The organism is Alteromonas sp. ABV4_150, from assembly GCF_056311745.1.
Genome location: NZ_CM149971.1, coordinates 3,919,421 through 3,939,265, shown reverse-complemented (window position 1 = coordinate 3,939,265; position 19,845 = coordinate 3,919,421). Strand labels below are relative to the sequence as shown.

The following is a 19,845-nucleotide window of genomic DNA, read 5'->3' as shown; positions in this document are numbered from 1 at the left end:
CATTGTTGCGGGTTTTTTTATGGGTGAAATATTTTCTGATCTCATCCTGTCTGTATCTTGTAACTACAAAACACTTCATAAAAACCAAGTTATGTCGCGCTTTATTCACAAAAGCTTGATATATATAAAAAGGTTTACAATCAACTGAAATCATTACGGCATACAAAAGCGGTGCACGTGTATCGCTGGTCCTACGCAGTTGGTAGTAATAACAAGAATTCAAGAGGACATTATGCAGGCAATGCCCACACTTAATCTTCGGGAAGGCACGGTTGAACAAAAAAGACGGGAAATAAAGGCGTATTTCCTCGACTCATTCAACACATATGAATCACTTTTCTCTTGCCTAGCGAATGACGAGGTCTTCTACGAGCGACCTGAAAAGCTGCGTCATCCGTTAATTTTTTATTTCGGGCACACCGCTACGTTTTTTATTAACAAATTAGTTCTTTCAAAGGCTATCAACGAGCGTATTAACCCAAAATTTGAATCGCTCTTTGCTATCGGCGTCGATGAAATGAGTTGGGATGATCTCAACGATGAAAACTACGATTGGCCGCAGGTTGAAGAGGTGCGTCAATATCGTAATCAAGTTCGCACCTTAGTATGTGACCTTATAGATACCATGTCTTTTAGTATGCCTATCGATTGGAACAGCCCAATGTGGCCTGTAGTAATGGGAATAGAGCATGAACGCATTCATTTAGAAACGTCTTCTGTCCTTATTAGGCAATTGCCCATTTCGTCTGTACGAACCAGCACAGAATGGCCTGTTTGCCCTACGATGCTTACACAGTCCGAAAAACTTGATGCCAACGCTTTAATTAAGGTTCCAGCGCAAACGGTAATAAACAATAAAACTTGGGATAGTGCTTATTACGGCTGGGACAACGAATATGGAACTCAACAAGAATCTGTAAGCGAGTTTAGTGCTTCTAAGTTTATTGTTAGTAATGGCGAGTATTTAGCCTTCGTTAAAGAAGGCGGCTATCACAATGCAAAGTACTGGGAAGCTGAAGGTAATAAGTGGCGAGAATATACCCAGGCCCAGCACCCTGTGTTTTGGGTAAAAAAGGGCGAAGACTATGCCTATCGTAGCATGCTTGAAGAACATCCACTTCCTTTAGATTGGCCAGTAGACGTGAATTATCACGAAGCAAAAGCCTTTTGTAATTACCTAAGTGAGAAGATGGATTCGCTTATTCGCCTGCCCACTGAAAATGAATGGCAAGCGCTACGTAAGCATAGCGGTGTAACGCAACCCGTTTATGCCAATGGTTTCAATATTGCTCTGCAAAAATATGCATCGAGTGAACCTGTTAATGTAAATCAGTCAGGCGAGTTTTTTGATGTAGTAGGTAATGTGTGGCAGTGGACTGAAACACCAATTTATCCATTTGAAGGTTTTAAAGTTCATCCTCTGTACGACGACTTTACTACGCCGACGTATGATAATAAGCATAACCTCATTAAAGGTGGTAGCTGGGTATCTACTGGCAACGAGGCAATGAAAGACAGCCGTTACGCATTTAGGCGTCATTTCTTTCAGCATGCCGGGTTCAGATATGTTCAAGGAAAGCGAGTTATAGCAGTGAATGATTTTGATTATGAGAGCGATACGCAAGTGTCACAATATAGCGAGTTTCACTATGGTGACGAATATTATGGTGTGCCCAATTTCGCCAAAGCCAGTGCTCAGTTTTGTATTGACTATATGCAGGGGCGTCAACATAGCAAAGCATTAGACTTAGGCTGTGCCGTGGGCCGTTCAACCTTCGAACTTGCTAAGCACTTCGACCATGTTGATGGCATTGATTTTTCTGCTCGCTTCATAAAAACCGCATTTGATATGCAAGAGCGTGGAGAGATCCGCTATAACCTGGTAGAAGAGGGCGAACTAACGTCATTTAAGGCAAGAAAACTATCTGCTTTAGGTTTAGAAGAAAGTGCAGAAAAGGTCGCTTTTGCTCAGGGCGATGCGTGTAACTTAAAGCCTCAGTATACGGGCTACGACCTTATTTTTATGGGGAATTTAATTGATAGGGTCTACAGCCCTAGAAAAGTACTGGCTGATATGGCAAAGCGTTTAAATAAAGGCGGTTTGCTGGTTGTAGCCAGCCCATTTACATGGCTGGAAGAATACACAGAGAGAAGCGAGTGGCTAGGTGGCTATAAAGATGAAAACGGTGAAACACTAAGCTCTACGCAAGCACTAGAAGATGCGTTAGGTAGCGGCTTTAAGCGCGTTAGCGAGCCCACAGAGCTGCCGTTTGTCATTCGAGAAACTAAACGCAAATATCAGCACACGCTTTCCGAATTCAACGTGTTTGAAAAGGTAAGCGAGTAAAAGGTAAAAAAACATTGTTTGAAAGGGTATGTCGAGGGTGAGCGAAGCGCAAAGTTCACTTGCAGTGCTAAATGCATTTCAACACGAGTTTATGCCTCACAAAGATGTGTGGCAGACGCCTGCTCATCTTAAACTTGACCAAACTCGGCTTAAGTATTCAGCAATGTTTAGCCGCTTCGATGGCGCAGGAACTTACCAAAGATCGGCCATAGCCTCACAACAAGAGCCTATCGCTATGTGGATAGCCGACATGGATGTACCCCCTTGCGATGAGATAATTAGTGCAGTTACAAAAAATCTTCGTTCAACATACGGTTATCAGTCGCTTGATATTGGTGAAGCAGTGGCTAAACGTTTTGAACGCAATGCACCGAAATACAGCTGGTTCGAGGTTAACAGCAGTGATGTGGTTGATGTAGCCAGTGTAATTGGCGCAATTGATGTTGCGCTACGTACATTCTGTAAATCTGGACAGAAGGTGATGGTTTTAACACCTACCTATTCGCCCATAACCGAAACAGTGAAAAACAACGATTTAGAACCTGTATATATACCGATAGGGCAGCCACATTGCACGGATGAAGAAAAATATAGTGAAGTAGCGTCGTTACACACCGGTAAATATAACGGTATTAACGATTCGTCTATCGACATAGACCTCAACGCATTAGACAAATCAGCAGCGGCATTTGTTATCTGTCACCCAAATAATCCTACTGGCACCGTATTATGCGCAAAAGCACAGCGCGAGATTGTGGATTTTTGTACTTATCACAATATTTTATTGATTACTGATGAAGTACACAGTGAATTTGCCTTTAACTTACATAACGAGCCGACTCTTATTCCTATTTTTGGCTCTGAAATTGACAACGATGGTCTAAATAAAGCTGAGATAAAACAGCAAGAAAAACCAGAGGGTAAGAGCAATGAGATTACGCCACAGATAATACACGTCAACAGTGCTTCCAAAGCGTTTAACCTAGCCAGTATCCCTGGTGCGTCGTATGCAATCATAAAAGACAAAAAGACGAGAGAAAGGTTTGCCCAAGCCATTAACGAGCGGCACCTTAATGCAAGCAACTTAGGAAAAGTTGCCCTTATTGCTGCCTACGAGTATGGCAGCAGCTGGCTTGACACGGTAAAAAGTGCGTTATCTTTTAATAGAAAGCTTGTTGTGCGCTTTTTTAAGCACTACGGCATTAATGCAAGGTACACAATGGGAAGCGCTGGCTACTTCCTCTGGCTAGATCTCGCCTCATTTCCCTTAAGTATATCTCAACCGATTGTTTCGGATGTTGCCGAAAAAAAGTCGTTAGGCAATGAACCTGATCAAGTACTCCGTTATACACCTGTTACGAGTGTAGAGCAGTGTTTAGAGCGGGGAGTAGTTGGTAACGACGGTGCATCGTTTGGCTCGCCGAACTATATCAGACTTAATTTGGCCTGCCATCCTGCTGTTATAGAGGCTGCACTGCTACGCTTGTGCTTTATATCTTAGCTGGTCGCATACGCCTAATATGACTCACACGCCCATTGGTTTCTTATCGAACTCTCATTGTATTCTAAATAATAGAATGAATGGCTCGATAATCCCGCATTTTATTTCTATAAAAAAGAATTAAACTAGCCTTATTACGTGTTGGGTCAAACAACATCACGGTGCCAGTATTCGCTGCGCGGCCTATTAAGGGGTGTAGTATGAGATTGAAGTTTTGAGGATTTAGAATGATGTATTTAAGAAAATCAAACGAAAGAGGAAAAGTTAATTTTGGCTGGCTAGAAAGCCGACACAGTTTTTCATTTGGGCACTACTATGATGCGAAGCACATGGGCTTTTCAGCGTTAAGGGTAATCAATGATGATATTGTACAAGCAGGTAGAGGCTTTGAGACACACGGCCATAGAGATATGGAAATCATTTCATATGTAGTAAGCGGTGCTTTGAAACACAAAGACAACACGGGTAATGAATACGTGGTACCTGCGGGTGATATACAAGTGATGAGTGCGGGGCGCGGTATTATGCACTCAGAGTTTAATCCGTCTAGTGAAGAACCTGTGAACTTTCTTCAAATTTGGATTGTGCCAAATGAAAAAGGTGGCACACCTGGTTACATGCAAAAAGCTTTTGGCAAAGTCACGGGTGGGGATGAGAACGCTAAGCTTGAATTACTTGTCAGTGAAGATGGTAGAGATGAGTCGTTAAAAATTAAGCAGAATGCATCAATTAGTCGTTTGACCTTAAAGTCTGGAGAAGCTTGGAAGCGAAGTGTTAAAAGGCACAAAGGTTATCTTCATATTGTTTCTGGTAAGGCTAACGCTTTGGTACACAGTGAACGTGAAGGCGTTGAAATAGAGTCTGGAGATGCTATTGGAATTTACGAAGACGATAGTATTTCGCTTAACGCATCAGAAGATTTGGTTGCTCTTTGGTTTGATTTACCCTCTTAATTGACTAAAAGTAATTTAGATCAATAATTTAGTTCCAAATTGTGTATCTCTACTTCACGAATCTATATCTCATGGTATGATGGCTATGATAAGGTTTTAGGCTGTTAATAGTTATCATTAATGAAACTTAACGGCCTTTAACCTAGTGGTTAATAAAACTGAAGTCAGTGAGATACTAGAGTGATAAAAATAATCCTAGCAGATGACCACGATTTGGTCAGAAGAGGGATACGCCGAATTCTGGAAGACGTAGACGAATTCAAAGTTCTCGGTGAAGCGAGTAACGGCGAAGAGGCGGTACAGATGTGCCGAAAAAACGCGCCAGATGTGGTACTCATGGACGTTAACATGCCCGGTATTGGTGGGCTAGAAGCGACAAAGCGAATTGCCCGCATGTCTGAAAATACGCGGGTAATATGCGTTTCAATGCATAAAGAAAGTCCAATACCTATGCAGGTTATGGAAGCCGGCGCCTTTGGCTTTCTTACCAAGGACGCAGAGCCTGACGAAGTCATTCTTGCTATTCACAAAGTGTCAGCAGGACAAAAATATCTTAATCATGAAATGGCCAACAGCATCGCTATAAGCAAGTTACTGCCAAGTTCGGATAATCCGTTTGATGAGCTATCGAGTAGAGAACTTACAATAGCCATGAGATTAACTGAAGGTCATAAAGTGCCAGATATCGCTCGAGAACTTAGCATCAATTCAAAAACGGTTAATACCTACCGTTATCGTATGTTCCAAAAGTTAGGCGTGACGTCTGACGTAGAGTTAACACATTTAGCCTACCGTCATAAGCTAATCAGTCCTAATACCTTTTAAGCGTCACTAGACGCATAACGTCAAAGTGATTATGCCTGCATTTGATTCAGCAGCATTTCTTAAGAATTTAACCTCTCAACCTGGCGTGTACCGTATGTACAACACCCAGGAAGAGGTTATTTACGTAGGAAAAGCCAAAAACCTTAAAAAGCGAGTATCAAGTTATTTCCGTACTAACCTTGATAACGCTAAAACCCGTTCGCTAGTCAGTCAGATTGCGAATATGGACGTCACCGTTGTAAATAGTGAAACCGAAGCGTTTCTGCTAGAGAACAACTTCATCAAGAAATACAAACCGCGTTACAACGTGGTAATGCGTGACGACAAATCTTACCCTTTCATCTTTTTATCAGACCACGAACATCCGCGGCTTTCTTTCCATCGCGGCCCTCAAAAGAAAAAGGGCGAATATTTCGGGCCTTATCCTAGTGCGTGGTCGGTTCGCGAAAGCTTGCGTTCTATGCAGCGTATTTTCCCCGTACGTCAGTGCGAAGACAGTTACTACCGTGCGCGAAGCAGACCTTGCCTTCAGTATCAGATGCAGCGGTGCAGCGCGCCTTGTGTTGAAGGCTATGTGAGCGACGAGGAATATAAAGAGCAGGTTAATTTTGCTCGCTTATTCTTGAAAGGTAAAAATCAGCAAGTCATTGGCGGGCTGGTGGAAAAAATGGAAAAAGCCAGCGAAGCATTAAACTTCGAGGCTGCCGCGCGCTATCGCGACCAGATAAACGCATTAAGGAAAGTACAAGAACAACAATGGGTTGCCGGTACCCAAGACGAAATGGATGTGTTTGGGTTTGCGTTTAAAGGGAACATGGCCTGTATCCAAGTTATGTTTATTCGCGAAGGGCAACTGCTAGGCAGTAAAGCGTATTTCCCTAAAGTACCCAATACGGCAGACGAGCAAGAAGTTTTCGAATCTTTCTTCCTACAATTTTATTTAGCTGGCAACAAAGTCATTCCTAAACAAATTGTGTTAAGCAACACGCTTAGTGACGAAGATGCTATTGCAGATGTACTCGCCAGTGAAGCTGGGCATAAGGTGCATTTCTTTAAAGGGGCGAGGGAAGAGAAGCGTAAGTACCTGCAGCTTGCCCAATCAAATGCACAAACCGCGCTAGATGCCCAATATAGCCAGCAAAAGTCTGTATTTGCTCGTTATCTTGACTTAGAAGCTGCCCTTGAAGTAGACACTCCCATTCAGCGCATGGAATGTTTTGATATTTCTCATACCTCTGGTCAACAAACCGTGGCGTCTTGCGTAGTGTTTAATCGCGAAGGGCCACATAAAAGTGATTACCGTCGCTACAACATTGAAGGTATTACGCCTGGAGATGACTATGCGGCTATGGCGCAAGCATTAAAGCGTCGCTATAAATCCGTCAAAGAAGTACAAAAAATTCCGGATCTTCTATTAATTGATGGTGGTAAAGGTCAACTTGCTCAGGCTGAAGCTTTTTTTGAAGACTGGCCGCATGACAAAAAGCCCATGCTTTTAGGTGTAGCAAAGGGCACTACCCGCAAGCCGGGTTTAGAAACTTTGATTCTGGCGGGTAGTCATCAAGTGCTTCCCATGGATAGCCATTCTCCTGGGCTTCACCTTATTCAGCATATTCGCGATGAGTCCCACCGATTTGCTATCACTGGGCACCGCAACCGCCGTCAGAAAGTAAAAACGACCTCGAGCCTTGAAAGTATTCCTGGTATTGGCGCTAAGCGTAGACAAACGTTGTTAAAGTTTATGGGCGGCTTACAAGGTCTTAAAAAGGCCAGTAAAGATGAAATAGCAAGTGTTCCAGGCATTAGCCCAGAACTGGCGGATACTATTTACGACCACCTTCATCAATAAATGATTGAGTAACAAGCAATGCATTGCAAATTAAGGTAATGTGTTGTGAAAATGAAAGAAGCTTAGCTAAAAGCTACTGCGCTAAAACGCCCATAGAGGCATAACACCGAGACGTACTTTTTATGTGGACTGTTCCAAACTGTATTACTTTATTTAGAGTAATCCTTATACCTGTTTTTGTGGTTGTTTATTTTCTTGATTGGCGCTGGGCGCACGAAGCAGGGGCCTTTATCTTTTGGCTGGCGGCCATCACAGACTGGTTTGACGGGTATTTAGCAAGAAAACTTCAGCAATCTACGCCCTTTGGTGCCTTCTTAGACCCGGTGGCAGATAAACTCATCGTAGGTGCCGCGCTTCTTATGATCACACATAGTTATGCAAACCTTTGGATTACTTTGCCATCCATTGCGCTTTTAGTGCGTGAAATTTATGTGTCGGCGCTTCGCGAATGGATGGGTTCGAATGGCGTAAGAGACGCTGTTAAAGTGTCTTTTATAGGGAAAGCCAAAACAACTGCACAAATGTTAGCCTTAATTGGGTTACTTTCAGGGTTAGAAACTTTTATGGGCGTAACAATTTATTGGGTTTCTTTAGGTTATATCCTTTTATATTTCTCTGCCGTGCTGTCAATTTGGTCAATGTTTGTTTATACAAAAGCGGCGTGGCCACACCTTAGAAGTGGCGCAGTAAAGTAGAATTGATCGCGGTTTAATCAAAGTGAATAAAAAAATAGCAAACGATCATAAAAAACCGCATTTATCTCAATTTAAACGCTTTTTTGTGTTGACAGTTTTAAATGGGTAGGTAGAATGCACCCCACATTTCGAGAGGACATCAACCAAACGAAATGGTCGATTAAGACATGCGGGAATAGCTCAGTTGGTAGAGCACGACCTTGCCAAGGTCGGGGTCGCGAGTTCGAATCTCGTTTCCCGCTCCAATATCTTAGAGATAAGTTTTAATCACGCGCCAGACGCATCTGGCGGAATGGCAGAATGGCTATGCAGCGGATTGCAAATCCGTCTATCTCGGTTCGACTCCGGGTTCCGCCTCCAAATGCTGCAACGCAGCATCAGGTTCTACGCCTGACACCTTTGCTGAAAAGCAACCCGATGCCCGGGTGGTGAAATTGGTAGACACAAGGGATTTAAAATCCCTCGCTGGTAACAGCGTGCCGGTTCAAGTCCGGCCCCGGGCACCATTTACTTCCACATTTTTATTCAATACAAAACTTTGTCAATCTCGCTCTTTTACTGCGTTTTACTATGGTAAAATCCGTAAAAATCTTTGGCAAAGACGTACTATCTTGAATTCTGTTATGTCACTTCGTTTAGACGAGCTATCTCGTGCTGAGCGTCCATTTCACGCGCGTGGTAGCAAGGTGATTCGCTGTGATGCGTGTTTGCTTCCAACGCAAAACTGTATTTGTGAATTTAAGCCTGAAGCTGGCACAGACGTGGCGGTTTTGTTCTTAATGTACAAAGGCGAATACTATAAACCAACCAATACAGGTCGTTTGATTGCAGATGTAGTTAAAGACAACCACGCGTTTTTGTGGAAACGAACCGAACCTGATGAAGCGTTACTGAAACTGCTGAGCGACGACAAATACTTTCCTATTGTGGTATTTCCACACGAATATGCTGCAGCTGAACGCTGTATCGACGCGCCACCATTGAATACTGGCAAAACGTTACTATTTATTTTCTTGGATGGAACTTGGCGTGAAGCGAAGAAGATGTTTGTAAAAAGCCCTTACTTACATAGTTTTCCTGTGTTGGGCGTTAGCATGGAAGTGGCTTCAGACTATTTACTCAGAGAGTCTACCCATGATTTCCAACATTGCACCGCAGAGGTAGGTATTAGTGTTTTGGCACTTGCTGATCAAAAGCAAGGGGCACAAACGTTAGCGCATTATTTTAGCGTGTTCAGGCGCGAATACTTGAAAGGTAAGCCCCATTTACAACACAAGCTTGCGTTTGCAGAGTCGCAGGTTAAAGATAACACCTAAAAAGTGTCACTTTTATTTGCGAAAGTATTGTTTTACATCCACTATTTTATATTAATGAAAAACGGAGAAAGCGAATGGCATCAGTTACTTTTCAAGGCAACACAGTAACAACCAAGGGGCAACTACCTGAAGTAGGTACAGCTGCACCAGACTTTACCTTAGTAAAGGCAGATTTGGGCGAAGTAACGCTGTCTGAGTTAGCTGGGAAAAACGTTGTATTAAATATTTTCCCCTCAATTGACACAGGCACTTGCGCAATGTCAGTGCGTAAATTTAACGAAGAAGCTGCAAAATTAGATAATACAACTGTTATCTGTGTGTCTGCAGACTTACCGTTTGCAGCGGGCCGTTTCTGTGGCGCAGAAGGTATCGAAAATGTTCTTACAGGCTCTACTTTCCGCTCAAGTTTTGGCGATGATTACGGTGTGACTTTTGAATCAGCACCGCTAACAGGTTTACTGTCGCGTTCGGTTGTCGTTATCGATACTGAAGGTAAAGTGGTTTACACAGAGCAGGTAGCAGAAACCACTGAAGAACCAAATTACGACGCTGCTATTTCTGCATTAAGCTAAGAAGACCACTTAAGTTATAAGTTAAGTAGTACATAGTTAATGTGAATCAATATCAACCAATTCGATTTTTCGCGGTATTCAAGGCGCTCGCTCATGTGGGCGCTTTCTAGGAGGATGTAATGGCATCAGTATTGTTGTCAGTCGGCGAATTAGCCAATGCAATGCAACAAAAACCAGTCACGCTTGTAAGAGCGTTAATGGATGATCCCGTTTCAAAAACGCCGGACACACGAACGGCAATGGTTTTGCCTGCATCAGTGGATTTTGATCTAGACAGCGAAGGTAGCGATCACACTACAGGTTTACCGCACAGTATGCCCTCAGCTGATGACCTTGCTATTTATCTTGGCAATCAGGGGATTACAGCAAATACACCCATAGCGGTTTACGACACTCGAGGTATGTATTCTGCGCCTAGGGTATGGTGGATGCTAAAGGCACTGGGGCATAAAGATGTATATATATTAAATGGTGGCCAACCCGCGTGGGGGGGAGCTGGGCTTCCCGTTTCAGAACAACAGCAGTATGGGAAATTAACCTACCAAGCAACACCTCGACCTGGGTGGTTTGCAAACTCTAGCGCAGTGCTTCAAGCTATAAATACCGAAGCGCAATTGCTTGATGCGCGAAGTAGTCCGAGATTTAACGGCGAAGTCTCAGAGCCCCGCGAGGGTGTGCGCTCAGGACATATGCCTGGTGCATTCAATATTCCTTTCGATACACTAGTAAAAGACGGCCATTTCTTACCTGTAGATGAACTAAATGCTGTTTTTGCACAAGCAAAAGTCGATTTGCGTAAACCTATTATCTGCACCTGCGGTTCAGGCGTTACCGCTTGTATTATTGGTGTTGCAGCTCTTATGTGTGGTGCTACGCAAGTTTCGGTATATGATGGTTCTTGGTCTGAGTGGGGCGCAAATACTCAGTATCCAGTAGTCAAAGACGTGTAAAAGAATAGAAATGTTCAACGCTGAAATCACTGATGTTCGCTTTAGCTCCGCGTCATCATCATCTGCAAAATAAACTAAATAACTCGCCTTACAGCAAAAGAGTAAAAATAATCCGATGTCAGCTAATCAATCATTACCCAATATTGCTATTCTCACCGGTGCGGGCATCTCCGCTGAATCTGGGTTAAAAACGTTTCGAGATAATGACGGCCTTTGGGAAAATCACAGCGTTGAAGAAGTCGCTACGCCCGAAGCTTTTGAGCAAAACCCAAGCTTGGTTTACCGCTTCTACAATGCGCGACGAGCGCAGCTTCAAGAAGATGATGTCGTGCCAAACGCAGCGCATTTGGCGCTGGCTAAACTCGAGAAAGCTTTCGGTCACAAGATGATGCTAGTGACGCAAAATGTTGATGACTTACATGAACGTGGTGGCAGTGAATCGGTTTATCATATGCATGGCAAGCTACTGTCGGCGCGCTGTGCTATTAGCCAGCAAACTTCTGATTGGCGTGAAAGTTTTGATCACACGACAAAATGCCCATGCTGCAACAGAGTAACTCTTCGACCTGACATTGTGTGGTTCGGTGAAATGCCAATGTACATGGAAGAAATTTACGAAGCGCTTTCACAAGCCGATGTATTTATAGCGATTGGTACATCTGGCAATGTGTATCCCGCTGCTGGCTTTGTTCAGATTGCTAAAGAAAATGGGGCACATACAATAGAAGCGAATTTAGAGCCAGGCGTATCTAATGCCTTGTTCGACGAATCACTTACAGGACTAGCCTCGCACATAGTTCCGCAATGGGTTGATGAATTAATTACAAAATATGCGCTGTAGGAGGCGCAAAGCATGCAGTATATGAATGAATTTCTTACCATTGCATTGGTACATCTTGTAGCTGTCGCCAGCCCTGGGCCTGACTTTGCGGTGGTGGTTCGAAACAGCGTGGCTTATGGCAGACGTATAGCCATGTACACTAGCGTTGGTATTGGGCTAGCAATCTTATTGCATGTTGCTTATTCGCTAGTAGGGCTAAGTGTGGTAATTGCTACTACGCCGTGGCTATTCACCACTTTTAGCTACGCTGCCGCTGCCTATTTACTTTATCTTGCTTTCGGAGCGCTTAGAAGCGGCCCTGTTAAGCAGGAGCAACACGTAAATGCGGAAAAAAAGATGTCACAAATCTCGGCAAAACGTGCCGTTTGGATGGGTTTTCTGACAAACGGACTTAATCCTAAAGCGACGCTGTTTTTCCTTTCACTTTTTACCGCTATCATCAGCATTGATACGCCATTTAGCGTAAAGCTTGGTTACGGTATCTACTTAGCTTTTGCGACGGGGTTATGGTTTTGTTTCCTTTCTTACCTTTTAAGTACAAGTAAAGTCGCTGAGCTTATTGGTAAAAAGGGCTATTGGTTGGATAGGGCTATGGGCGTGCTTTTAGTTGGGTTAGCAGCTAAGTTGGTCCTGGGGTAATTTTTGTTTAATACACAAACAGGCAATTATTTTCGTGAATTGATATAATCGCGCCGATTTTTCTAAAAATATAAGAGAGTTGTGTGAAAGACGTAAACCCAGACCGCCTCAACAGTACGTTGTCCAAACAGTATCAATTCGATACTAAGGGTCTCTTGCGCCGTGCTGCCGGTTTAACCAAAGCTAATTTTTCATCATTACTGCAAGCTAGTCTGGTTCTATTTTTGACCTTTGTGGTGTTAGGGGTATTCGCGCAACAGTATATAACTATTAATGAAGACGGTAGCTATGTTTTCGAGCACCAGTCTATTATCGAGATTGTGGCAATCTGTATCGTTGCTCCGTTACTGACTGGTTTATATATGATGGGGGTTTTTGTAGCACGTGGTGTAAAAACATCGGTATTTACAGTATTTCAGTTTTTCCCCTTAATATTTTTGGTAGCGTTAACCCAGCTAGTCAACAGTATCCTTGTGCAGTTAGGAATGATGCTGCTCATCATTCCAGGTGTGTACTTCTATTTAGCGTCTTCTTTTTCTCTAATGTTAGTGGCCGACAGAAAGTTAACGCCAATAAGCGCAATTATTCTTTCCTGCCGAGTATTTAATGCGTACTGGGCTCAAATAGCTAGTATTTTCGGCGTTCTCTTCTTATTGTTCGTGTCGGTACCGCTGACGTTCGGGGTTTCCCTAATTTGGGTGTTACCCTTTTATTTTAGTATGATGGGGTTGCTCTATCAGGAATTAATTGGCGAGCAAGGAGTAAGCACGGAAGCATCTGAAAACGATGTGAATGAGTCGAGCTTCGATGCATAAACGAGAAACCTTTAAAATTGTCCTTATAACGTTGGGTGTTCTGGCGGTTATCGTCATTAACGCCATTATTTTTACCGAGGACGAGCCTGATATTCTAGATATACCTCAAACGGTAAAGGCGAAAAAGCCGGTGCCTGATTTCTCTGATTATAGTGACGTAAAAGAGAAAAAAGAGGCGTTTTTTAATTATCTACGCCCCGAGGTAGAGAAACAAAACGCTTACCTGCTTACTCTAAGGCACTATATACAAACTCTTTACAGAAAGGCGTTAGCTAATGAGTCACTGTCTGAAGACGACATGACTAGGCTTGAGTGGCTTGAAGAGGAATATCGGGTAAAACCCACACAGCCTTTAAAGACTAAATTATTGGCCTTACTGCAGAAAATTGATGTTTTACCTGAAGAGCTGGTACTTGTTCAGGCTGCGAATGAATCTGCATGGGGAACAAGCCGATTTGCAAGAAAGGGCTACAACTTCTTCGGCTTGTGGTGTTTTTCAAAAGGGTGCGGTTTCGTCCCAAGCCGTCGAAACGATGGTGCATCCCACGAAGTGGCTAAGTTTGATAGTCTTTCGCGAGCTACGTACACCTATATGCGTAACCTCAACAGACACGATGCCTATGCTGACTTAAGAGAGATCCGCAGCCGACTGAGAGCTAACCAATTACCCATTACTGGTGTTGCATTGGCAGAAGGGCTAATGAATTATTCCGAGCGAGGAGCCGCTTATGTAGAAGAGCTTCAAACAATGATCCTATTTAACGAGGAGTTTTTATCCGAATGATACGCGCTGCATTATTTCTTGCTTCATCTCTGTTTGTCGGTTTTGCTAGTACATCCGTATCTGCTGAAACGATAGATGTAGAGTACAGCCGTTTCTACAGCCATGTTAAAAAGCTAGATAACGAAGATACCCAAGCGCTTCAGTTTGCCTTTGGTTTTGTCCGGGTAGGTGAAGGGCGTTTATGCGAGGTTAACGGTGCATCTATCGTTACCGATAAAAAAACAATGCCACTAGACGTTACTGATGAAGGACGTTTTACCGTACCCACTGAAAAAGCACTAAAACTGGCTAATGCACTGGTACGTATCGACTTAAACGAACGTGCGAACGTTTGTGATATGTCGGTGCAGCTTGAAACCAAGCCCGAGTATCTAAAACAGTATTACAAAAAAGAAGAACTCACTTTCTTATACGAACAGTATGAAGCCTTTTTCAATGAAATGGGGAGCTTTTTGTCTTTTATGATGCCATCGGTGAAGGGCTTGATGATTCAGTTCGAAGACAAAAATTTAGATTTCGTTACGCCGCAGGGCGTACAAATTAACAATGGCGTTCTGCATTTAGAACAAGAGTGGATCAACGAAGCGAAAGGTTTAACCCTGCCACACGCGCCGCTGCGTGTTACAGCTATGGCCTCAAGTTAATCTATCTTTTGAACAATTTTGTATCAGGTTAGTAACTGATACCTAATTTGCTCTGCAATACGGGCGATGGTTTCTTCGCCCTTCGCGCATAACTCTTCCGCTCTATGAAACTCCATAATACCTACATCAGTCAGCTGAGGTTCTATTAGTATATCTGGCGGGTCGCCGGCTAAACGTGAGCGAGTAACACGAGCCTGCAGTATTTCAAGTGAACTGCTCATAACGCTCATAATTCCCGGTGGGTTTCGCTTATTCACTTTAGCCGGTACTTCGGTAAATTCTTCTTCTACTTTTTCAATAACATCAGAGGCTATGCTTTCTTCGGTATTCACATCTTCAGAAGCATTGACTTGAAGCTGCTCTTCATTTTCATCTGACGCCTTGTCATCTTTACTGTCTGGCGAAAACCATTGGCGCAATACGTTTTGGCTCTTAGTAAAAAAGTCTTCGGTTTTACGTTGGTTTTCTTCGTGGTCTTGCCTTAACTTTTCCAACCTAAGCGGGCGAAAATCGGCGTTAAGATTAACCGCAATTACAAAGTCGGCGCCTAACTGGCGGCATAAGTTAACCGGTACAGGGTTGACCACTGCGCCATCTACCAGCCAGCGATCACCATGCGCGACGGGTGCAAAAAGTGCGGGAATAGCGCAGGATGCCTGAATGGTATCGCCAATTGGGCCTGAATTGAACACTACTTCTCGACCTGTATATAGGTCAGTAGCAACGGTTGCAAAAGGTTTAAGCATGTCTTCATAGGAGGAGACACAAAACTCGCTAGCAAGCTTGTCGAAAACTTTTTGGCCGCTAGCGATGCCACCGCGCCTAAGCCCAACTCCCATAAGCGCAAGTACCTGCCAGTCGCTAAGAGAGCAGGCCCATTCTTTTAAACCTTCCAGCTTGCCACTTGCGTAGGCAGCACCAACATAAGCGCCAATAGAGCAACCAGCGACAACGTCAATTTTAACGCCAAGTTTTTCCAATGCTTCAATTATGCCAATGTGAGTCCAGCCCCTTGCGGCACCGGCACCTAACGCAAGTCCAATTTTCATTTACTTTGGTTCCATAATGTTTATTACTTCAATAGCGTTATCTTCATCATTGAGATCTACACTACTCTCAGCAGTAAAAGAAGGCTCATCAAATCCTATATCACCATCTTCAACGGGACCGTCTTGAGTGGCAATCGATTTAAAGTCAAAAAGGTTACTGTCTACAAGGTGTGAAGGGGCCACGTTTTGAAGCGCTCTAAACATGGATTCAATGCGGCCTGGGAAACGACGATTCCAATCTTGTAGCATCGCTTTTATGTTCTGGCGCTGTAGGTTTTCTTGTGAGCCACAAAGGTTGCAAGGAATAATCGGGAACTCAGCAGCTTGAGAGTATTTTTCAATATCTTTCTCTGTGCAGTAAGCCAAAGGACGAATTACAATATGTTCGCCGTTATCGCTAACCAGTTTTGGCGGCATAGATTTAAGCTTGCCCCCGTGAAACATATTAAGGAAAAACGTTTCAAGCATATCGTCGCGGTGGTGACCTAATGCAATTTTAGTGGCGCCTAATTCTTTCGCCGTGCGGTATAAAATACCACGGCGCAAACGAGAGCAAAGCGAACAAGTCGTTTTTCCTTCAGGAATTTTGTCTTTAACAATAGAGTAGGTGTCTTCTTCTACAATCTTGTAGTCAACGCCAATGCTGTCTAAGTACTCGGGCAAAATATGTTCAGGAAAACCAGGCTGCTTCTGGTCAAGATTTACCGCAATAATATCAAAATGAATAGGCGCAATCTTCTTTAAAAACAATAAAATATCTAGCATGGTATAGCTGTCTTTACCGCCAGATAAACACACCATGACCTTGTCGTTGTTTTCAATCATACCGAAATCGCCAATGGCTTTACCCACATTGCGACGAAGTCGTTTCTGAAGTTTGTTGAAGTTGTACTTTTGCTTACTTTTCGCGGCGTTTAACGTCGGCGCGTCAGCACTGCTTGTGCCTAAACTCATAATTAACTAGCTTGGTTTGTGATAAAGACGTCATTATACATTAAAGCGCCTTTTCGCGACTACGGCTGTGAGCTTAAATTTATCGAGCGAGATTAAAAATTGGTTTGAGCTTAAATCATCGTCCCCCGCGATTATGTATTGAAAAAATCGCTTTAGTGAAGACAACCACGTATCAACCCGTTAGCGATTGATACGTTGTATCGCTAAGTTTTAGCAAAGCTTGCGGGTGTTCTACACGGTTAACGGTGATTCAAACCCATCCGGCTTGATGGCAAGCACGTCACAATTTAGTTCGTCGATAACGTGTTCTGCTGTATTGCCAATAAGCGCTGCCGAAATACCCACACGGCCAACGGTGCCAATAACTACAAGCTCTGCATCTAACGTTTCTGCGACCTGCGGAATGACTTTTTCAGGTAAGCCTTCCTTCACCACACACTTATCTTCGGGAATACCGTACTTCAGTGCGTGACTGCGCATTTCTTTAGCATGATGGTTTTTTACCGCATCGTGATACGTGTCAGGGTCAAACTCTGGGACTTCAATGGCGATGTTCAGGGGAGTTGAAGGGTAGCTGTTTACTAAATTAACCTTACCTTTAAGTAAAGAAGCGTAGTCGTTAGCGATTATCGTAAGCTTGTCGTTCAGTGCAGCGTGTTCATCATCTTCAGTCCCTACGTTCACCGCGGCAATGATTTCACCGCCTTCTGGCCAATCATGTTCTTTTACGAGTAGAACGGGGCGGGGGCATTTTCGCATTAAATGCCAGTCTGTAGGGGTAAAGATCACAGAGGCGAGATCGTCATGGTTTTTAGTGGCTTTTACCACTAAGTCGATTTGGTTGTTAAGGGCGAAATAGATAATGGACTCATAAGCACGGTTGTTCCATTCAACCACAATATCGGTCTCTGAGAAGCCTTGCTCTTTTAGCTGAGCAGATAGCCATTTGGCGTGCTCTTTTGTAACGGCATCGCGCATTGATTCACGTTCGTCGGGGCTAAGCATGGTTGTCATATCGTAAGACAAATCATATACCACCATCATAGCGGTAACCGTTGCGCCGGTTTTTGAAGCAAGTTCATAGGCACGGCTTAGGGCAGGCTGGTTGTCGCGTTCCGCATCTACCACGGCAAGAATTCGTTTACACTCAATCATAACGTCTCCTCAACTACAAAGCTTTGTATGGCTGTCGACATCGAAGTTGTTTTAAAACAGTTCATATAAACTATTTACATTAACTATAAACGACATTTGGAAAAAAGTGAGTTGTTTTGGATCAAGGCGTAAACTATTCGTTGATAAACAAAAAGGCTACATTGAATACTACTGGGGCTTTTACGCACAACGAATTGATATCGTGTAACTCAATGAGGGAATACAGTGAAATTTTAAAGATTAAAACTAAAAAGCGCGCATGTAGCGCGTTTAAGGTAAAAAAAGAATAAATTAACTGTTACAGACTATGCTAGGACCATTTAACGCTTCTAGTTTGGTGTTCAACTGATCAAAATCCAAAATAGAGATCAATTTACCGTCAACCTTGATAATGTTTTCCTTCTGAAAACGGCTCAGTAAACGGCTAATGGTTTCTATCGTTAAGCCTAAGTAGTTGCCGATTTCGTTACGAGTCATTGTAAGGTGAAACTCTCTGTGTGAGAAGCCGACGCTCTTCGAAGCGCTGTGAAAGATGCGATATAAAATATAGCAAACGCTCTTCGGCAGTGCGCTTATTTAATAGCATGATCATGTCGTGATCTTGTTTTATCTCCGCGCTCATAAAGCTCATGATTTGATGGCGTAGCTTAGGAAATTGAACCGACATTTCATCAAGGGTTTCATATGGCAGTTCACATACCATGGCGGTTTCTAGCGCTGAGGTGTAGCTTTGATGCTTACTTTCACGCAGGGCATCGAAACCAATAATATCTCCAGGGAAGTGGAAGCCGGTGATTTGCTCTTCACCTTCTTGATTAGTTACAAACGACTTAAAAGACCCCGTTCTTACTGCAAAAAGAGAACGAAATTTATCGCCGGTTTGAATGAGCGTATCACCTTTATGAAGCGGTTTCTTGCGCTCTATGATATCGTCAAGAGACTCGATTTCTGTTTTGTTCAGCGCCACGGGTAAACACAAGTGACTGAAGCTACAGTTTTGACAGTGTATAGAAAATTGGCTTCCTTTGCTCATAATGCATGCTCTCTTAAAGAATACTCGCTCATAATACACCTATTTTTAAACGATTGCGCCATGAATAAGATAAGCCGCATATACGGCCATTATTATTGCAATGACTTGTCTCACGTTACTGTTTTGAAAGCTGCTAACAATATACTGACTACCTGCACTTGCTGCGAGTAGCGTTGGCAAAGTACCTAAACCGAAGAAAAACATTACGGCAGCGCCCTGTAATGCATTTCCCGCAGCCAAAGACCAAGTAAGTGTTGAGTACACTAATCCACAAGGCAACCAGCCCCAGATAAACCCATAAGGAATAGCGCTAAAAGGGGTTTTGAACGGTAAAAAACGCTTAGATAATGGCTGCAGTTTGGAAAATAAACCTTTTCCTGCGTTTTCCAACACCGTTAAACCCGTCCACCATTTGCCTAAATAACAGGCCAGCAACAACAGCATAAGGCCGCTTAGCAAGGATAGGGCATAGTTGGCAAGGGGCACGTAGTCGGCGGCTATTTTGCCAAGCGCGCCAGTTAGCGCACCAGCAATGGTGTAGCTTGCTATACGTCCTATATTGTAGGTTAGGGTATAGGGTAATGCAGAAGCACCTTTGGGTGAAACCATTCTAAGCGCTGCCACTATACCGCCGCACATGCCTACGCAGTGAACACCGCCAGCTAAGCCGATAAGAAAGGCTGAGAAGTAATTAATCCCCTCCATGCTGCCCTTGGTTTCTATCTACTTTACTATCCTGAAGTTGCTTGCGTTGCTCAGCGAGCTTTTTTTCCTCAGGCGGAAGGTCATCGTCAAACAAAATACTGTAACCCTGCCGGTCTAGATCTTCAAACTGATTAGTTTTAACTGCCCAGAAGAATATCACAATTGCCACAGCTACTATTATGATCGCGATTGGAATTAAAACGTAAATTATGCTCATA

General features: G+C 43.4%; 19 protein-coding genes, 3 tRNA genes and 1 pseudogene. 17 read left to right on the top strand and 6 right to left on the bottom strand.

What is annotated here, in order from left to right:
• The first annotated feature begins 232 nt into the window (after positions 1-232).
• The 17 genes from ovoA to ACYX4M_RS16970 all read left to right on the top strand — a co-directional run bounded on the left by ovoA (position 233) and on the right by ACYX4M_RS16970 (position 14,731).
• Positions 233-2,347, top strand: a complete 2,115-nt coding sequence (gene ovoA / locus ACYX4M_RS17050) for a 5-histidylcysteine sulfoxide synthase (RefSeq protein ID WP_476081008.1) — start codon at positions 233-235, stop codon at positions 2,345-2,347.
• A gap of 37 nt (positions 2,348-2,384) precedes the next feature.
• Complete coding sequence (locus ACYX4M_RS17045; RefSeq protein ID WP_476081007.1) at positions 2,385-3,848, top strand: aminotransferase class I/II-fold pyridoxal phosphate-dependent enzyme; 1,464 nt, start codon at positions 2,385-2,387, stop codon at positions 3,846-3,848.
• A gap of 227 nt (positions 3,849-4,075) precedes the next feature.
• Positions 4,076-4,801, top strand: a complete 726-nt coding sequence (locus ACYX4M_RS17040) for a pirin family protein (protein WP_476081006.1) — start codon at positions 4,076-4,078, stop codon at positions 4,799-4,801.
• A 180-nt stretch (positions 4,802-4,981) separates the two neighbouring features.
• Positions 4,982-5,626, top strand: a complete 645-nt coding sequence (gene uvrY / locus ACYX4M_RS17035; protein WP_334060425.1) for a UvrY/SirA/GacA family response regulator transcription factor — start codon at positions 4,982-4,984, stop codon at positions 5,624-5,626.
• Positions 5,627-5,657: 31 nt separating this feature from the next.
• On the top strand, positions 5,658-7,475 hold the full coding sequence (uvrC, locus tag ACYX4M_RS17030) for an excinuclease ABC subunit UvrC (RefSeq protein ID WP_476081005.1): 1,818 nt from the start codon (positions 5,658-5,660) through the stop codon (positions 7,473-7,475).
• 122 nt (positions 7,476-7,597) lie between these two features.
• Positions 7,598-8,170: a CDP-diacylglycerol--glycerol-3-phosphate 3-phosphatidyltransferase gene (gene pgsA / locus ACYX4M_RS17025; RefSeq protein ID WP_014979382.1), complete on the top strand. Its 573-nt coding sequence runs from the start codon at positions 7,598-7,600 to the stop codon at positions 8,168-8,170.
• A 169-nt stretch (positions 8,171-8,339) separates the two neighbouring features.
• Positions 8,340-8,415: transfer RNA gene (locus ACYX4M_RS17020), tRNA-Gly, on the top strand.
• 41 nt (positions 8,416-8,456) lie between these two features.
• A tRNA-Cys gene (locus tag ACYX4M_RS17015) sits at positions 8,457-8,530 on the top strand.
• A 59-nt stretch (positions 8,531-8,589) separates the two neighbouring features.
• Positions 8,590-8,676: transfer RNA gene (locus ACYX4M_RS17010), tRNA-Leu, on the top strand.
• 117 nt (positions 8,677-8,793) lie between these two features.
• On the top strand, positions 8,794-9,486 hold the full coding sequence (locus tag ACYX4M_RS17005; protein ID WP_476081004.1) for a tRNA-uridine aminocarboxypropyltransferase: 693 nt from the start codon (positions 8,794-8,796) through the stop codon (positions 9,484-9,486).
• 74 nt (positions 9,487-9,560) lie between these two features.
• The gene (gene tpx, locus ACYX4M_RS17000) at positions 9,561-10,058 is read left to right on the top strand and encodes a thiol peroxidase (protein WP_476081003.1); all 498 of its coding nucleotides are present in this window, start codon (positions 9,561-9,563) and stop codon (positions 10,056-10,058) included.
• 119 nt (positions 10,059-10,177) lie between these two features.
• Complete coding sequence (locus tag ACYX4M_RS16995; protein WP_476081002.1) at positions 10,178-11,008, top strand: sulfurtransferase; 831 nt, start codon at positions 10,178-10,180, stop codon at positions 11,006-11,008.
• A gap of 115 nt (positions 11,009-11,123) precedes the next feature.
• Complete coding sequence (gene cobB, locus ACYX4M_RS16990; protein ID WP_476081001.1) at positions 11,124-11,849, top strand: Sir2 family NAD+-dependent deacetylase; 726 nt, start codon at positions 11,124-11,126, stop codon at positions 11,847-11,849.
• Between the two features lie 12 nt (positions 11,850-11,861).
• Positions 11,862-12,488: a LysE family translocator gene (locus tag ACYX4M_RS16985; protein ID WP_334060431.1), complete on the top strand. Its 627-nt coding sequence runs from the start codon at positions 11,862-11,864 to the stop codon at positions 12,486-12,488.
• A gap of 83 nt (positions 12,489-12,571) precedes the next feature.
• Complete coding sequence (locus ACYX4M_RS16980; RefSeq protein WP_334060432.1) at positions 12,572-13,303, top strand: YciC family protein; 732 nt, start codon at positions 12,572-12,574, stop codon at positions 13,301-13,303.
• Positions 13,296-14,087 (top strand): glucosaminidase domain-containing protein, encoded by a 792-nt coding sequence (locus ACYX4M_RS16975; protein WP_476081000.1) that lies wholly within the window; start codon positions 13,296-13,298, stop codon positions 14,085-14,087. The genes ACYX4M_RS16980 and ACYX4M_RS16975 overlap by 8 nt, the downstream gene beginning before the upstream one ends.
• Positions 14,084-14,731 carry a DUF2987 domain-containing protein gene (locus ACYX4M_RS16970; protein WP_474835586.1) on the top strand — a complete coding sequence of 216 codons (648 nt, stop codon included), beginning with the start codon at positions 14,084-14,086 and terminating at the stop codon, positions 14,729-14,731. Before ACYX4M_RS16975 ends, ACYX4M_RS16970 begins: the two co-directional genes overlap by 4 nt.
• Positions 14,732-14,754: 23 nt before the next feature.
• Here ACYX4M_RS16970 and ACYX4M_RS16965 read toward each other — a convergent pair whose 3' ends face one another.
• The 6 genes and pseudogenes from ACYX4M_RS16965 to ccoS all read right to left on the bottom strand — a co-directional run bounded on the left by ACYX4M_RS16965 (position 14,755) and on the right by ccoS (position 19,844).
• A complete protein-coding gene (locus ACYX4M_RS16965) occupies positions 14,755-15,780 on the bottom strand; it encodes a patatin-like phospholipase family protein (RefSeq protein ID WP_476080999.1) in 1,026 nt (341 codons plus the stop codon).
• Complete coding sequence (gene ttcA, locus ACYX4M_RS16960) at positions 15,781-16,734, bottom strand: tRNA 2-thiocytidine(32) synthetase TtcA (RefSeq protein ID WP_476080998.1); 954 nt, start codon at positions 16,732-16,734, stop codon at positions 15,781-15,783.
• A 231-nt stretch (positions 16,735-16,965) separates the two neighbouring features.
• The gene (uspE, locus tag ACYX4M_RS16955) at positions 16,966-17,889 is read right to left on the bottom strand and encodes a universal stress protein UspE (RefSeq protein ID WP_476080997.1); all 924 of its coding nucleotides are present in this window, start codon (positions 17,887-17,889) and stop codon (positions 16,966-16,968) included.
• 291 nt (positions 17,890-18,180) lie between these two features.
• A pseudogene (fnr, locus tag ACYX4M_RS16950) lies at positions 18,181-18,922 on the bottom strand (fumarate/nitrate reduction transcriptional regulator Fnr).
• Positions 18,923-18,967: 45 nt separating this feature from the next.
• Positions 18,968-19,627: a sulfite exporter TauE/SafE family protein gene (locus tag ACYX4M_RS16945; RefSeq protein ID WP_476080996.1), complete on the bottom strand. Its 660-nt coding sequence runs from the start codon at positions 19,625-19,627 to the stop codon at positions 18,968-18,970.
• Positions 19,614-19,844, bottom strand: a complete 231-nt coding sequence (gene ccoS, locus ACYX4M_RS16940) for a cbb3-type cytochrome oxidase assembly protein CcoS (RefSeq protein WP_476080995.1) — start codon at positions 19,842-19,844, stop codon at positions 19,614-19,616. The genes ACYX4M_RS16945 and ccoS overlap by 14 nt, the downstream gene beginning before the upstream one ends.
• Position 19,845: the final 1 nt, after the last annotated feature.

Coding starts and splice junctions, on each gene's coding strand:
- cobB (WP_476081001.1), top strand. CDS start 11,124: ATGTCAGCTAATCAATCATTACCCAATATTGCTATTCTCACCGGTGCG.
- ccoS (WP_476080995.1), bottom strand. CDS start 19,844: ATGAGCATAATTTACGTTTTAATTCCAATCGCGATCATAATAGTAGCT.
- ACYX4M_RS17005 (WP_476081004.1), top strand. CDS start 8,794: ATGTCACTTCGTTTAGACGAGCTATCTCGTGCTGAGCGTCCATTTCAC.
- ACYX4M_RS16965 (WP_476080999.1), bottom strand. CDS start 15,780: ATGAAAATTGGACTTGCGTTAGGTGCCGGTGCCGCAAGGGGCTGGACT.
- ovoA (WP_476081008.1), top strand. CDS start 233: ATGCAGGCAATGCCCACACTTAATCTTCGGGAAGGCACGGTTGAACAA.
- ttcA (WP_476080998.1), bottom strand. CDS start 16,734: ATGAGTTTAGGCACAAGCAGTGCTGACGCGCCGACGTTAAACGCCGCG.
- pgsA (WP_014979382.1), top strand. CDS start 7,598: ATGTGGACTGTTCCAAACTGTATTACTTTATTTAGAGTAATCCTTATA.
- uvrC (WP_476081005.1), top strand. CDS start 5,658: ATGCCTGCATTTGATTCAGCAGCATTTCTTAAGAATTTAACCTCTCAA.
- ACYX4M_RS16970 (WP_474835586.1), top strand. CDS start 14,084: ATGATACGCGCTGCATTATTTCTTGCTTCATCTCTGTTTGTCGGTTTT.
- tpx (WP_476081003.1), top strand. CDS start 9,561: ATGGCATCAGTTACTTTTCAAGGCAACACAGTAACAACCAAGGGGCAA.
- ACYX4M_RS16995 (WP_476081002.1), top strand. CDS start 10,178: ATGGCATCAGTATTGTTGTCAGTCGGCGAATTAGCCAATGCAATGCAA.
- ACYX4M_RS16985 (WP_334060431.1), top strand. CDS start 11,862: ATGCAGTATATGAATGAATTTCTTACCATTGCATTGGTACATCTTGTA.
- ACYX4M_RS16945 (WP_476080996.1), bottom strand. CDS start 19,627: ATGGAGGGGATTAATTACTTCTCAGCCTTTCTTATCGGCTTAGCTGGC.
- ACYX4M_RS16975 (WP_476081000.1), top strand. CDS start 13,296: ATGCATAAACGAGAAACCTTTAAAATTGTCCTTATAACGTTGGGTGTT.
- uspE (WP_476080997.1), bottom strand. CDS start 17,889: ATGATTGAGTGTAAACGAATTCTTGCCGTGGTAGATGCGGAACGCGAC.
- ACYX4M_RS17040 (WP_476081006.1), top strand. CDS start 4,076: ATGATGTATTTAAGAAAATCAAACGAAAGAGGAAAAGTTAATTTTGGC.